This window comes from Kribbella sp. VKM Ac-2568, assembly GCF_004345365.1.
Taxonomy (GTDB): domain Bacteria; phylum Actinomycetota; class Actinomycetes; order Propionibacteriales; family Kribbellaceae; genus Kribbella; species Kribbella orskensis.
In genome coordinates, this window is the sequence record NZ_SLVF01000005.1 from 630,124 (window position 1) to 643,664 (window position 13,541).

Annotated in this window: 12 protein-coding genes; 5 read left to right on the top strand and 7 right to left on the bottom strand. The window is 68.3% G+C overall.

Annotation, left to right across the window (positions count from 1 at the left end; all coding sequences use genetic code 11):
• Positions 1 to 135: 135 nt before the first annotated feature.
• A complete protein-coding gene (locus tag EV648_RS17535) occupies positions 136 to 807 on the top strand; it encodes a TetR/AcrR family transcriptional regulator (RefSeq protein ID WP_132292079.1) in 672 nt (223 codons plus the stop codon).
• A gap of 85 nt (positions 808 to 892) precedes the next feature.
• On the opposite strand, the gene EV648_RS17540 is transcribed toward EV648_RS17535, so the two are convergent.
• Complete coding sequence (locus EV648_RS17540; protein ID WP_241995286.1) at positions 893 to 1,285, bottom strand: DUF3592 domain-containing protein; 393 nt, start codon at positions 1,283 to 1,285, stop codon at positions 893 to 895.
• A gap of 133 nt (positions 1,286 to 1,418) precedes the next feature.
• Positions 1,419 to 3,332: a DUF5107 domain-containing protein gene (locus tag EV648_RS17545; protein WP_241995288.1), complete on the bottom strand. Its 1,914-nt coding sequence runs from the start codon at positions 3,330 to 3,332 to the stop codon at positions 1,419 to 1,421.
• A 104-nt stretch (positions 3,333 to 3,436) separates the two neighbouring features.
• Between EV648_RS17545 and EV648_RS17550 the strand changes: the two genes are divergently transcribed.
• Together EV648_RS17550 and EV648_RS17555 are read left to right on the top strand one after the other, a co-directional pair.
• Positions 3,437 to 5,092: an FAD-binding dehydrogenase gene (locus tag EV648_RS17550; protein WP_132292082.1), complete on the top strand. Its 1,656-nt coding sequence runs from the start codon at positions 3,437 to 3,439 to the stop codon at positions 5,090 to 5,092.
• Between the two features lie 99 nt (positions 5,093 to 5,191).
• The gene (locus EV648_RS17555) at positions 5,192 to 6,367 is read left to right on the top strand and encodes a tannase/feruloyl esterase family alpha/beta hydrolase (protein WP_132292085.1); all 1,176 of its coding nucleotides are present in this window, start codon (positions 5,192 to 5,194) and stop codon (positions 6,365 to 6,367) included.
• 9 nt (positions 6,368 to 6,376) lie between these two features.
• Here EV648_RS17555 and EV648_RS17560 read toward each other — a convergent pair whose 3' ends face one another.
• The 3 genes from EV648_RS17560 to EV648_RS17570 form a co-directional block, all read right to left on the bottom strand.
• A complete protein-coding gene (locus EV648_RS17560; RefSeq protein ID WP_132292088.1) occupies positions 6,377 to 7,318 on the bottom strand; it encodes a serine protein kinase RIO in 942 nt (313 codons plus the stop codon).
• Positions 7,319 to 7,520: 202 nt separating this feature from the next.
• Entirely contained in the window at positions 7,521 to 9,860 is a 2,340-nt protein-coding gene (locus tag EV648_RS17565; RefSeq protein WP_132292091.1) for a glycoside hydrolase N-terminal domain-containing protein, read from the bottom strand.
• Positions 9,861 to 9,912: 52 nt separating this feature from the next.
• A complete protein-coding gene (locus tag EV648_RS17570; protein WP_241995289.1) occupies positions 9,913 to 10,650 on the bottom strand; it encodes an NIPSNAP family containing protein in 738 nt (245 codons plus the stop codon).
• A gap of 135 nt (positions 10,651 to 10,785) precedes the next feature.
• Here EV648_RS17570 and EV648_RS17575 point away from each other — a divergent pair, with 135 nt between their 5' ends.
• Positions 10,786 to 11,277 carry a hypothetical protein gene (locus EV648_RS17575; RefSeq protein WP_132189152.1) on the top strand — a complete coding sequence of 164 codons (492 nt, stop codon included), beginning with the start codon at positions 10,786 to 10,788 and terminating at the stop codon, positions 11,275 to 11,277.
• A gap of 134 nt (positions 11,278 to 11,411) precedes the next feature.
• Here the strand turns inward: EV648_RS17575 and EV648_RS43275 are convergent, their stop codons facing one another.
• Entirely contained in the window at positions 11,412 to 11,555 is a 144-nt protein-coding gene (locus EV648_RS43275) for a GPGG-motif small membrane protein (protein ID WP_199234669.1), read from the bottom strand.
• Between the two features lie 284 nt (positions 11,556 to 11,839).
• On the opposite strand from EV648_RS43275, the gene EV648_RS17580 reads away from it, so the two are divergent.
• The gene (locus EV648_RS17580) at positions 11,840 to 12,805 is read left to right on the top strand and encodes a TIGR03557 family F420-dependent LLM class oxidoreductase (RefSeq protein WP_132292094.1); all 966 of its coding nucleotides are present in this window, start codon (positions 11,840 to 11,842) and stop codon (positions 12,803 to 12,805) included.
• 33 nt (positions 12,806 to 12,838) lie between these two features.
• Here the strand turns inward: EV648_RS17580 and EV648_RS17585 are convergent, their stop codons facing one another.
• Positions 12,839 to 13,474, bottom strand: a complete 636-nt coding sequence (locus tag EV648_RS17585; RefSeq protein WP_132292097.1) for a UdgX family uracil-DNA binding protein — start codon at positions 13,472 to 13,474, stop codon at positions 12,839 to 12,841.
• Between the last annotated feature and the right edge of the window lie 67 nt (positions 13,475 to 13,541).

The window sequence follows — 13,541 nt, forward strand, 5'->3', positions numbered from 1 at the left end:
CCCTCGCAGGATGGACGGTGATCCTCGCGCTGATTCTCGTCAGAATCAGGTCACGTGCAGCCTGCGTCGAACTGTCATCCAAGTGAACGGCTCGGTATTGGCAACGTTGTCCCTCTCGGCGTGCACAATGAGCCCATGGTCACCACTTCTTCTGCCGGCGAGGACCCGGGAGCAGACAGCGGCTCGGCGTACCCGTTGCGCCGGACCCCGACCCAGGACCGCGCGAACCGCCAGGTCGAGCGGATCCTCGACGCCGCCTGCGCCGAGGTGGTCGAGCGTGGGTACGACGCCGCCTCGACCAGCAGCATCGCCCGCCGCGCGGAGATCGCGGTCGGCAGCGTCTACCGGTACTTCCCGGACAAGCGGACCCTGATCCAGGCGATCGAGCGGCGCAACCAGCACCGCTACACCGAGGCTGTCCGAGAGCGTCTGGCCGCGGTGGCGGACTGGCGCGAGGCCGTCGATGTCACCCTGGACACTTTCCGCGAGATGCACCGGACCGACCCTGGCTTCCGGGCGGTGGTGCTGAGTGGTCTGGGTGATCCCGACCTGGAGGCGACGCCCGGCGAGTTCGACGACCAGCACGCCGGCGAGTTCGCCGAGTTGCTGGTACTGCGCTTCGGCGCCCGCGACAGCCATGAGTTCCGGCTGTCGGTGACGCTGACCATCGCCATGGGCGAGGCCCTGTCCCACCTGGCCGAGCGCCTGCCCGCGGACGACGCGGAGTACGTGCTGGCTCAGGGCCGGCCGGCCCTCCACCGCCTGCTCGAGCCCCACCTCCCTGAGGGCCGGCTCGAGCAGGGCTGACAAAATCAGAAGACCCCCGCCACTGAGGCGAGGGATCGAGAGGCGCCGGCTCTGCCCGTTTGGCAGCCCCGGCTGAAGGAATGACCTAGGGCAGCGGAACCGGTGACCTCGGGCCGAACTGTGGCCAGTGGCTCACCTTGCCCGCGATCCTGGCCCGACGAGGCGCCCGGATGTCGTAGCTGACGATCACCCTGTCGTCCTTGGCGTATCTGCTCGCCGACGCCAGCGGGATCATCCGCTGGACCTCGAACGGGCCCTCGCCGTGTCGCGTGTAGTACTCGACAGTGATCTCCAGGCATTCCGCCGTCGTACCACTGTCCAACTGACCGCGCACCGGTCCCCGCACCCGGGTCACCCGTCCCGCCGTCTTCTCCACTCCGTCGCCGCTGCGCCTCACACCCGCAACAACGTCCGCCACGATGCATGCCGTGACCAGCAGCACCAGGCCGAATCCACCGAATACAACGATAGTCAACATGGCACTCACCCCCGACGCGCCGCCCGCTAGCGACGCGGTCGTCGTTCCGAAACTGCCTTGTGCGGGCCTTCCCCGCACAAACGGTGAGACGCCACCTGGGGGTCGCAGGTTCCCAGGTTCTGACAAATGAGTTTCAGTTGTCGCCGAACATGCCGAACTCGTACTGCGGGGGCACCGGCCGCCCGCTGCCGAGGTCGCTCTGCGCCCGCTGCCAGTACTCCGCGAGCGGGTTCGCACCCTCCCGTACTCCGGCCAGTTCGACGCCGTCGTCCAGCAGGGCTTCCGCGCTGGCGGGGTCACCGGCCTGGAGGAGGTACCGGACCCGGGCGAGCCGGAGCCGCGGGTCGTCCCGGACCTCCGGCGCGACCCGATGGAAGATCTCCTCGGCGCGGGAGTTCTCGCCGGCTTCCAGGCAGGCGTTGATCGCCTCGGCCATCAAGGGCACCACGCTGCCCGGGGCCAACTCGGTCGCCTGCTCGTAGTCGGCGAGGTTGTTCGTGCAGACCGCGAGGTTGCGGCTCACCCAGGCGTTCGGCTGCCTCGTCCGGGAGGTCTCCCAGGCTGTGAGGGCGGCCGCCTCGTCGCCGGCGTACCAGCGGGCGACGCCGCGGTGGTACCAGACGAGCCAGTTGTCGTCGGCGGCTGATTCCAGCAGATCCTTCCAGCTCACCAGGGTTCCGTCCGGTGCCTGGTCCGTCCCGGTCTCGGGGAGGTGTCCGTCCAGCAGCGGCAGCCAGGCTTGCTCCCGTTCGGTCATAGTGTCCTCGGCGAATGGCGTGCCACTGGAGACCTTCCAGCCGGTCCTCCGCAGCTCCAGCGCACCCCAGCCCGACCCGGTTGCGAGCGACTGCGTCGGCTCCGCGTCCGCGACGGTCAACCACTCCTGCTCGCGATCCGGCAACGCCGCGAGCACGGGCTCCAGTACTGCGCTCGCTCCGGTGCGGGCGGTCTTCCAATCGTCCGCATGAGCTGTGGCGGGGTCCACGGACAGCCGGCCGTAGGCCTCGAGCCAGTGCCAGTTGGTTGCTGCTGGCAACTTAAGGTGTTCCATCTGGGTCCGGGCCAGGCCGGCCTGGATCTCGGCGTACCCGGCGCCTTCGAGGCCGGGGGACAGCCAGTCCTGCCAGCGACGGCCGCCCTTGGCCTCGCCCCAGACGAACAGCTTCCGGCCGCGCAGCCGCTGCGTCGACGCCTGCACCAGACCATTGCCCTCAGCATCGAGTGACGCGATCCAAGGGCGCTCGTCCGGCGGTAGCTCGAAGAAGAAGTCGACGGCTCGCTTGTGCCGCATCGAGTAGGTCAGGTCGAACCCGTCGTACTCCGGTACGCCGACCAGGTCGAGGCGGTCGCCGTAGCCGAAGCGCCAGGCCTGGTCCGCGGGCACCAGCACTCGGGTCTCCGGGGACTGCTCGACGGCGATATTGGACCACCAGTACGCCGGGACCTCCTCGCTCGACGGGTTCTGGATCCGCGCGCCGACGTACAGGTGTTCGGAGTCTTCGGGGAGCCAGAAGTCGAGTTGGGTGACGAGGTTGCGGGTGCGTTCCCATTCCCAGAGGCGGAGCATCGGGGTGCCGTCGGGGCCGTCGACCTGGGCGGCGTGCAGGGGTGAGCACGTGCCCGTCCAGTGGCCGGTGCTGCCCAGGTTCCACTCGACGCCGCCGGCGAACCAGGCGTTGCGCAGAGCGAGGTTCGCGGGCTGCAGGACGGGGTTGCGGTAAAGCAGTTCTTGGCCGGTGGCCTTGTGCACGAGGGAGTAGAGGCGGCCACCGAGGCTGGGGAGGACGGTCGCCCGGAGGTGGTCGTTCTCCAGCACGAGCGACGGGAGCGCGCGGTCGACCAGGTCCCGGTCGTAGCCGTCCTGGTCCAGACAGGGCAGGGTGCTGGCCAGCCGGCCGTAGCCGATGTTGTCCCGCATGTCCGGCGGCAGGTCGTCGGAGTTCTCGACCTCGTGCAGCTCCTGCTGGCTGCGGAGCGGCGGCAGCGGGTTCTCGTCTCCCAGGGAGGCGGCGGGCAGGACCAACTCTTGCGCGGAAAGGGTCGTCACAGGCTTGATTCTTGCAAGTTCGAGCAGGTCCGTCCATTGTCCGTCCATCGTGTTCCGGTGTCCGCTATACATGGACTCCACCGGACGGGTGAGGGGATGGACTGATGGACGCGGATGTGATCGTCGTCGGCGCGGGGCTGGCCGGACTGGCCGCCACGGCCGAGCTGGCCGACGCGGGCAAGAAGGTGCTGCTGCTCGACCAGGAGTCGGAGGCCTCACTCGGCGGACAGGCGTTCTGGTCGTTCGGCGGGCTGCTGTTCGTCGACTCGCCCGAGCAGCGCCGGATGGGCATCAAGGACTCGCGTGACCTCGCACTGCAGGACTGGCTCGGCTCGGCCGGGTTCGACCGGCTGGACGACGAGGACAAGTGGGCGCGGCAGTGGGCCGAGGCGTACGTCGACTTCGCGGCCGGGGAGAAGCGCCCGTGGCTGCATGCCCAGGGGGTGCGGTTCTTCCCGGTGGTGGGCTGGGCCGAGCGCGGCGGTTACAACGCCGACGGCCACGGCAACTCGGTGCCCCGCTTCCACATCACCTGGGGAACCGGCCCGGGCCTCGTCGCGCCGTTCGAACGCCGGGTCCGCGAAGGCGTCGCCAAGGGGCTGGTGGAGTGCCGGTTCCGGCACCGGGTGGACGAGCTGACGGTGACGGGCGGCGTCGTCGACGGCGTCTCCGGCAAGGTGCTCGAGCCGAGTGACGTCGCCCGCGGCGTGGCCAGCTCGCGGGTCGAGGTCGAGGACTTCGCGCTCACGGCGCAGGCGGTGATCGTCACCTCGGGCGGCATCGGCGGCAACCACGACCTGGTCCGGTCGAGCTGGCCGGCGCGGATGGGCAAGCCGCCGACGGAGATGATCTCCGGCGTGCCGGCGCACGTGGACGGCCGGATGCTGGGGATCACCGAGGCGGCCGGCGGCCGGTACGTGAACCGCGACCGGATGTGGCACTACACCGAGGGCATCCGGAACTGGGACCCGATCTGGCCGATGCACGGGATCCGGATCCTGCCCGGGCCGTCGTCGCTCTGGTTCGATGCCACCGGCAAGCGGCTGCCGGTGCCGCTGTTCCCCGGCTTCGACACCCTCGGCACGCTCGAGCACCTCATGACGACCGGCTACGACTACAGCTGGTTCGTGCTGACCCAGAAGATCATCGAGAAGGAGTTCGCCCTGTCCGGGCAGGAGCAGAACCCGGACCTCACCGGCAAGGACATCCGCGGCGTGCTGGGCCGGGCTCGGGGCGGTGCGACCGCGCCGGTGCAGGCGTTCATGGACAAGGGCGCCGACTTCGTCGTCCGGGAGAACCTGGCCGACCTGGTCCGCGGGATGAACGAGGTGGCGGGCAATGACCTGATCGACCTCGCGGACCTGGAGCGGCAGATCAAGGCCCGGGACCGCGAGATGGACAACACCTTCACCAAGGATCTTCAGATCACCGCGCTGCGCGGCGCCCGGAACTACCGTGGCGACAAGCTGATCCGGGTGGCGTCGCCGCACAAGATCCTCGATCCGAAGGCGGGACCGTTGATCGCCGTCAAACTGAACATCCTGACCCGCAAGTCCCTCGGCGGCCTGCAGACCGACCTCGACTCCCGCGTACTGCGGGACGACGGGACTCCGCTGCCCGGGGTATACGCGGCGGGCGAGGTGGCCGGCTTCGGCGGTGGTGGCATCCACGGCTATCGCTCCCTGGAGGGCACCTTCGTCGGCGGCTGCATCTTCACCGGCCGTACTGCGGGTCGCGCCGCAGCCAAGGCGGTGTCCTGACAGCCCATCCGCGCAGAGGTTCTTGTGTGGCGTGATCCCCTGTCTGTGAGTCGGCCGGCCTTCTAGCGTTGCGCGCAGCCAACTCTGGGAGGACCTCCTATGCGCCGCCTCGCCTTGTCCGTTGCCGTGTTGTTCCTGGCTGGTGGTCTCACCTTGCCCGCCGAGGCTCATGGGTGTCCGCGGCTGCGGGTACCAGGGGCGGAGTACCAGGTTGTTGCTTGTCTGGGTGATTTGACGACGGCGGGGACGGTTGCGTCGGGGCATACCAATCCGGCCGACTACGCCGGGCTGACGCATGCGGGATTGCCTCAGCAGTCGGGGGTGCCCGGGGTGCAGATCGACGGGTACTTCCCGGACACCTCGCGGACGAACACCAATCACGGGTGGAATCACGATTCGCAGTACGTGATCCGGCTGCCGGAGAAGTGGAACGGCGGGCTGGTGGTGGCGGGGTCGCCCGGGGTGCGAGCGCAGTACGCGAATGACCGGGCGATCTCGGACTGGGTGCTCGCGAAGGGGTACGCGTTCGCCGCGACCGACAAGGGGAACACCGGGGCGAACTTCTTCACCGATGGGGTGAAGCCGGGTGATGCGATCGTCGAGTGGAACCAGCGGACGACGCAGCTGACCCGGGCCGCGCGGGCAGTCGTCGCCCAGCGGTACGGCCGCGCGCCGCGTGAGGTGGTGGCCGCAGGCATCTCGAACGGCGGCTACCTGGTCCGCTGGCAACTGGAGAACCACCCGGAGCTCTACACCCGCGGCGTGGATCTGGAAGGCACGCTGTGGACCGCCAAGGGCCCGAACCTGCTGAACTTCCTGCCGCCGGCGATCAAGGGCTACGAGCAGCAGTCACCCGCACAGATCGTTGCCGCGGGCTTCGATCCTCGGTCGGACTTCCTCTGGGACTACCACTACACGGTCTACTGGAAGCTGACCCAGCGGATCTACGCGGCCGAGCTGGACCCGACGTACACCGGAACCGAGGCCGACTACGACTACGCGTCCCGCCCCGCCGCGCAGCAGGCCGTACGACGGATCGCGCTGACCGGGAAGATCGGCAGGCCGCTGACCACGTTCCACGGCACGCTCGACAGCCTGCTGCCGATCACCCAGGACTCCGACGTGTACGCCGACCTGGTCAGGCAGGCGGGGAGATCCCGGCTGTTCACGTACCAGCGGGTCGAGGCAGGCAACCACGTCGACGGTCTCGTCAACGCCCACCCCGACCAACTGGTGCCGCTGGTTCCCCTGCTGCAGAAGGCCATCGCGCGTTAGAACACCCCGTCAGAACACCATGGTGAGGAGATCGGCGAACAGCTCCTGCTCGTCGATCTCCAGGCCACGGCTGGTGAACCAGGTGCACATGTTGTGGCAGTCCCGGAGCAGGAAGTCCATCCCCTTCGGGTTGCCGACGATATCGACCACCTGCGGCAGGTCGATCATCACGATGCGGTCGCCCTGCGCCAGCACGTTGTACGGCGACAGGTCTCCGTGGGCCAACCCCGCCCTGGCCAACTCGCGCATCCCGTCCCGGAGCTGCTCGAAGTACGACGCGAGCAACTCCCCCTTGGGCCGGACCTGCGCCAACCGCGGCGCGGCACCGCCGTCGCCGTCGTCGATGAACTCCATCAGCAGCTCGGTGCCGTCCACCTGGACCGGGTACGGCACCGGGACTCCCGCTTTCCAGAGCCGGCAGAGTGCGTCCCACTCCGCGTAGGCCCATTGCCCGGCCGCGACGCTGCGCCCGTGCGAGGTCTTCTTCGCCATCGCGCGGCTGTCCCGGCTGTTGCGGGTGCGCCGCCCCTCGACGTACGAAGTACTGCGATGGAACGAGCGGTGTTCCTCGGTGCGGTACCGCTTGGCGGCCAGCAACGACCGCCGCGCGGGGTTGTCGCCGATCTGCTCCACTGCCCGTTCGAGCAGGAAGACGTCGGCTTCCTTGCCGGTTTTGAGGATGCCGAGCTCGGTGTCGATCGCGGCCTGTTCCGTCACTACCCAGTGGGGCCGTGGATCCGGGCCGCGAGAACCGCGCTCGACATCCAGCCAGGTGGACCAGCGTTGGTCCGGGCCCAGTTCCTCCTCCACTTCCTGGAAGTGGAAGACGTAGGCGTCGGCGACGTCCGGTTCGGAGCCGTCGCCGGCCAGCTCGGCCCAGCGCTCGTCGAGATCGGGGAACTGTTCTAGCTCAGTGAGTTGTTCGTCGGTACGGAAGACGTCGGAAGACATCAGGTGTGCTCCTGGAAGAAGAAGTGAAGCTGACGCGGACATGCCGCAGCGCAGTGATGGACATCCGTTCAGCCCTCCTTAGGCCAGGCAGCACTCGTAGCTGCACGATCGGGTTCAGGATGCAGGTCGGCAGAACCAGCCGCAACCGAATTAAATCCGTCTCCCGCCCGGGCGAGCTTTCAGATCCCTCCGGCACAGGCCTTCAGCCGGCCGGACGGAGTACGAAGGTCTGGCCGGGTTTGGTGGTCAGGTGAGCGGTGCCCGGGGCGAGGTCGACCGGCGCGGACTCGTCGACGGTGAGGGTCGCGGCGTCCCAGGGAATGGCCAGGGTGAGGTCTGAGCCGGCCTCGCTGAGGATGGTGATCTCCTCCATCAGGCCGTCGCGCAGGGTCGCGCTGACCAGGAAGGCGCCCGCCGCGCGCAAGGTGCTGAACGAGGCGTCGACCTCGTGCGGCCAGTTGGGGAAGAAGCGCAGTACGCCGTCGTAGCTCTGCAGCAGGCACTCGTTGATGACCCCGGGCAGGGCGAAGTTCTCCACCCAGATGCCGCCGCGGCTCATGAAGTCGAAGGAAGTGGTGTCGTCGTAGCGCCCGTGCACCGCGCGGACGCGGTCGGTCGCAGTACCGTTCGGCAGCAGGCAGTAGCGGACGTCACGCTTGAAGCGTTCCAGGTCGAGGATGCCCAGCCGGGCTGCCTGTAGGGCGGCGAAGACGAGTTCGTTGCCGCCCTCGATCGTCTGGTTGCGCCACGTCCGGCGCAACAACTCCAGGTCGGCCGGGTCGCTGCCAAGGCCGACCTGCTCGGCCGGGAAGGCCGGGACGGCGGCCACGGGCACGTTGTAGACGATGGCCGGATCCTCGCCCGGCGTCGACACCACCACCTGACCGTCGCGGGATTCCGCGAGCGGATAGTCGACCAGGCCAAGCAGGACCTCCTGCACCTGGGACAGCAGTTCCGCTTCTTCGTGCGAGCGCTCGAGCACCCGGGCCGCTTCGGTGAAGGCGTCGAGGAGGAAGCGGCCCAGTGCCAGATCCACCACACAGTCGGCGTTGTAGCGGAACCCGGGCCGCAGTCCGTACAGCTCGGGCGTCACAGTCGGGAAGACGTGGAGCTTCCCGTCGTCGAAGGCCCCGCGATCGGACGAGGAGAGCACGTAGTCGACGAAGAAGAGCGTTGCCTCCTTCAACGGCCCGAAGGCGCGATCCCGCAGATAGTCGAGGTCCTGGGTGTAGAGGTAGTGCCACCAAAGGCTCTGCACCGCCCACGGGGCTTCGCAGACTTCCCAGCCCCAGGATGGATCCGGGTACGGGTTTGTTGCCATCGGCACCGGATATGCGGAGTGCGGGAACGCCGCGCCGCGCAGGCCGTAGTACCGGCCGGCCCAGTCGCGGCTGATCGGCAGCAGGTGGTCGACCATCGACACGTACGGCTCGTGCAGCTCCGGGTGGTTGCTCGAGAAGACGCCCCAGAACGGCTGCTGCACGTTGTAGTTCAGGTGGTAGTCACCGTGCCAGTCACTTCCGATCCGCCGGAACGACCATGGCCCGAACAGCCCTGGGCAGGTCTTGCCCGGGGCCGACGCGCAAGCCAGGAAGTAGGAGTTGCGATACCAGAGCTCGGTCAGGAACTCGTCCGCCAGCTCGACCGCCGAAGCCTGCCAGTACGACGACCAGAACCTGGTGGTGCGCTCGCGATCCACCGAGTAGTCGTCCAGCGCGACCACTCCGCCGACCGCGGCTTCGTACTCAACGCCATGGTTCAGAGTCACCACGACCCGAAGGTCGGCCGAGTCCGCCAAGGTCCGCTCGAGCGGACCGTCGGGATGGAGCTTGCCGTCCACACCGCGCCGGGATCCCTCCTGCAGCACGGCGTTGGTCGTTGCTGTGAGCACGAAAGCGTTCGACTCAACCGCCGGGTCGAGTGCCGGCAGCACCTGCCTGAAGGCGAGTCCCCGCGCCGGCAGCACCTCCGGAGCAGGACCGGTCGCGCCCGTCCGCGGATCCGGGATCAGCCCGACTGGATCGGGAAGCAACTTGATCCGGTCGAACACCGCGGTACCGGTCTGGCTGATCCACAGGCGATCGTCCTCGCGCGCGACGAACACCTCGACCTCCACCGGCGCACCGTCGGCCAGCATCGAGATCGTGCAGGTCGCGGTCGCCAGGTCTAGCCGGTGGCCGAGGACCTCGACCCGGCGCGGGTCGAGGCCGAGGATCAGCGAGCCGCACGGGAACGGCCGGGGGAACGGCAGGTCGTAGCTCGCCCTGACGAGGTCGTTGTACTGCGCGAACCACGGGTCGTCCGTCAGATCGTCGAGCGTCGGGTCGATCGCGGCGACCTTGGCGAACACCTCGGCGAAAGTGCCGATCCCCGAGGCGTGCCCTTCCTCCACCCGGATGTCCCACACCTCGTTGTGGCCGAAGTGGATCACCATGGCATCGGGCCGGGTACTGACGACGGCGCCGAGCCCGCCGTTTCCCAGCAGCGCGCCCTCGAAGAAGTCCGGAGCGGCGCCATCGTGAGTTATCGATCCGTGCTTCATGAGGAGTCCCCGCAGCAACTGTTCGGCCGGATTACTTTCTGCGGGAAAAATACTAGTGGAACTGTGAGCGGGCGGTCGGGCGCAGTCTCAGGTTCTGCGGGGGCGCGACGGAACGACAGGTGAGCTCGGGGAGCACCCTGGTCTGCCAAGCCGGGGAGGCGTCGAGCCGGCGGCGATGCTCGGCGTACGCGGCGTCGTTCGGGAAGGTGGCGAACCAGGAGAGCACGGTCTCATCGCGGAGCGGGAGGGCCGGGAAGTTGTTCTCGGCGGGGAGGGTCTCGAAGACTGCGGCGAGGACGGCACCAGTAGCGGCCAGGACGGGCGCGACCTGGTCAGCGAAGTACTCCGGGAATCCGTCGTCGGGCGAGCCTCGGTGATAGACCGCACCCACGACCACGGAGGGCGGGATGTCGCTCGCGCCGATAGGCGGACGTGGTGCGTCGAAGGCGGGATAGCCGGACCCGAGGTCGATCGGCTGGAGTAGCAGAGCGTTGTCGGAGTCCGCCATGGTGGCGTTGGCCGCGGCGCTGTGCTCCCGCCAGATCGGGCCGTAGTAGAAGCCGTTCAGGGCGTCCGCACGGGCCGGCAGGTCGGTGAAGCCGCGCAGCCAGACGAAGCGGTCCGGGTCGTCGAGATCGCGGAACTGGGCGGAGACGTGCATGCCGTACTGCTCCTGCCCTTCGACGAACGACTCGTCGAAGATGTCGATCAGCGCGTCCCGCTGACCGGGGTGCAGGGTGTACTGCCGCAGATCCACCACCGCACAGCACTTGTGCCGTTCCTCGCCCATCCGGCTGCTCCTCTCGTCGACCACTCTGAACCGCTGAGCCCAGTCAACCGGTGAAGGCTGACAGCAGACGTCAGTGTTCGGGAGTTCGGCGGTTGGGTACCTGCCTCGGAACACCCTCGTCCCCAGGAGCCGCTGATGATCGACGAAGGACGACTCGGGCACTACCTCCAGGACCACTACGCGGGCTCGGCCGCGGGAATCGAGCTGTTCCGCCGGGCCGCGGACCAGCAGACCGACCCGGTCGCCCGGACCACCCTGACCGCGATGATCGCGACGGTGGAGGACGAACGAACCGCCCTCGAGCGGTTCCTGGCGGCGATCGGGGCCAAGCCGGATCCGGTGAAGAACGCGGGCGCCTGGCTGGCGGAGAAGATCGGCCGGTTCAAATCGAACGGTGAGCTGATCCGGCGGTCGCCACTGAGCGACGTGGTCGAGCTGGAGACACTACGGCTCGCCGTCGAGGGAAAGGCCGCGGGCTGGCGGGTACTGCGGCAGCTGGCCGAGGACGACGCCAAGTTCGACGCGGCCGAGCTGGACAAGTTGCTTTCAGCGGCCGCCGACCAGATCGTGCAGCTGGAGAGCCTCCGGATGAGCGCGGCCAATCGCGTCTTCCGCCAGACCCCCTGAGCGCGGAATCCCTGCGCGCAGACCCCCTGAGCGCTGGCCGGCTGAGTGACGAGCCGGCACCTGTGGGTCAGCGGCCGGAACCTGGTGGACCCCAGCCTCCGCGCGGGAGGCTGGGGTCCTGGGTCAGGTGGGTGTTACGTGAAGATGCTGACGCCGCCGGGGCCTACCAGCAGGCCTACGACGATCAGAGCGGCGCCCATCAGTAGCTGACCGCGAACGAGTGACACGATTCCCGAGATAACGAGGATCGCCGCGATGATCCAGAGCACTAGGGTCATGGCCGTTCCTTTCTCGACGGGCCGGACCTGACACAGCGTCCGGCGGCTGAACTCCCCGTGCGTTCGGACGCCGGGAATCACCCCGGCGTCGTCCTGAGCGGTCGCCCGCCTGGACATCTGGTGCCCGTCGCGAATCTCGCGCAAACGGGGTCCGGACGGACCAAAAGAGCACGATCGTCCGGGTGGTAGGGCAGCAAGCACGATCGTCCGCTGCGCATGACGGGCAGTGATAGGGGCACCGGGCCAGGGACCGAACGATGGGACCAGACAGCTCGGGAGACGACGTGAGAATCGGGTATTTCCTGTCCAGCGAGGAGTACACGCCGGCGCAGCTGATCGAGCAGGCCCGGCTGGCCGATGAGTCCGGGTTCGACGGATTGTGGATCTCCGACCACTTCCACCCCTGGAACGACGAGCAGGGCCAGAGCGCCTTCGTCTGGGGTGCGATCGGCGCGATCTCCCAGGTCTGCGAGCTGCCGGTGACGACGGCTGTGACGTGCCCGACGGTGCGGACCCACCCGGCCGTGATCGCGCAGGCCGCGGCCACCAGCGCCGTGCTGCTGAACGGACGGTTCACCCTCGGCGTCGGTACCGGTGAAGCCCTCAACGAGCACATCGTCGGAGGTCCCTGGCCGACCGTCGATGTCCGGCTGGAGATGCTCGAGGAGGCCGTCGAGATCATGCGGCGGTTGTGGACCGAGGACGGATTCGTCACCCACCACGGCAAGCACTACACGGTGGACACGGCGCGGATCTACACCCGGCCGGACACCCCGCTGCCGATCTACATGTCGGGCTTCGGACCCGAGGCCACGGACGTCGCCGCGCGGATCGCGGACGGCTTCATCACCACCTCACCCGACAAGGACCTGCTGAAGCGCTTCCGGGACAACGGCGGCGGCACGAAGCCGACGCAGGTCGGGTTCAAGGTCAGCTACGCGCCGACCGAGGAGGAAGGCATCGAGCAGGCCCACCGGATCTGGGCGAACTCCGGCCTGCCCGGCGAGCTCGCCCAGGTGCTCCCGTCGCCGCGTCACTTCGAGCAGGCCAGCGAACTGGTGACGAAGGAGCAGACCGCGAAGTCCGTCACCTGCGGCTCGAAGGCGGACGCCCACGTCGAGGCCTTCAAGCCGTACGTCGAGGCCGGGTTCGACGAGATCTACGTGGCGAACATGGGACCGCACTCGGTCGACATGATGAAGCTGTACCGCGACGAGGTGCTCCCCGAGCTCCATCGGTCCGGCCGGTAGAAGCCGCGGCAAAGGCCTCAGCTCAAAGGGGAATCAGGGCAGCAGCGAGACCGCGGTGCGCAGATCGCGCACGAACAGCTCGAAGTCCCGCCGGTACTCGCGCGACCGCACCACCGAGGACGGGTGCACCGTGGCCATCGCCGCGGTGCCGTCCGGCAGCTCGACCGCTTCGCCTCGGCGCTCGGTCACCTTGAAGCCGGTACCGAGCAGCGCGCGGGCCGCGACCGCGCCGAGAATCACCACCAGCGAAGGCTTCACGATCTCCAGCTCCCTGACCAACCAGGGGTTGCAGGCGACGATGTGGCCGACCGCCGGCGTCTTGTGGATGCGGCGCTTGCCCTGGCGCTCGAACCGGAAGTGCTTGACCGCGTTGGTCAGATAGACCTCGGACCGCTCGATCCCGGCCTCGGCCAGGGCCTTGTCCAGCAGGCGACCCGCGGGGCCGACGAACGCCTTGCCCTCGTGGTCCTCGACATCACCCGGCTGCTCGCCGACGAGCACCATCCGCGCCGACGCGGGACCTTCGCCCGGTACGGCCTGGTCGGCGTACTGGTAGAGGTCGCAGCCTTGGCAGGACGACAGGGCGGCCGTGAGTTTCTTCACTCCGCCGGTGGCCGGGACCCACTCTGAGGCGCCTGGGAACTTCTGCACGCTGGCCAGGTGCCCCATTTTCAAACACCTGTAACAGTTCGGGGGTTGCAACGCGCGCTCGAGTTTGGTCTGGTGGAACGCAAGT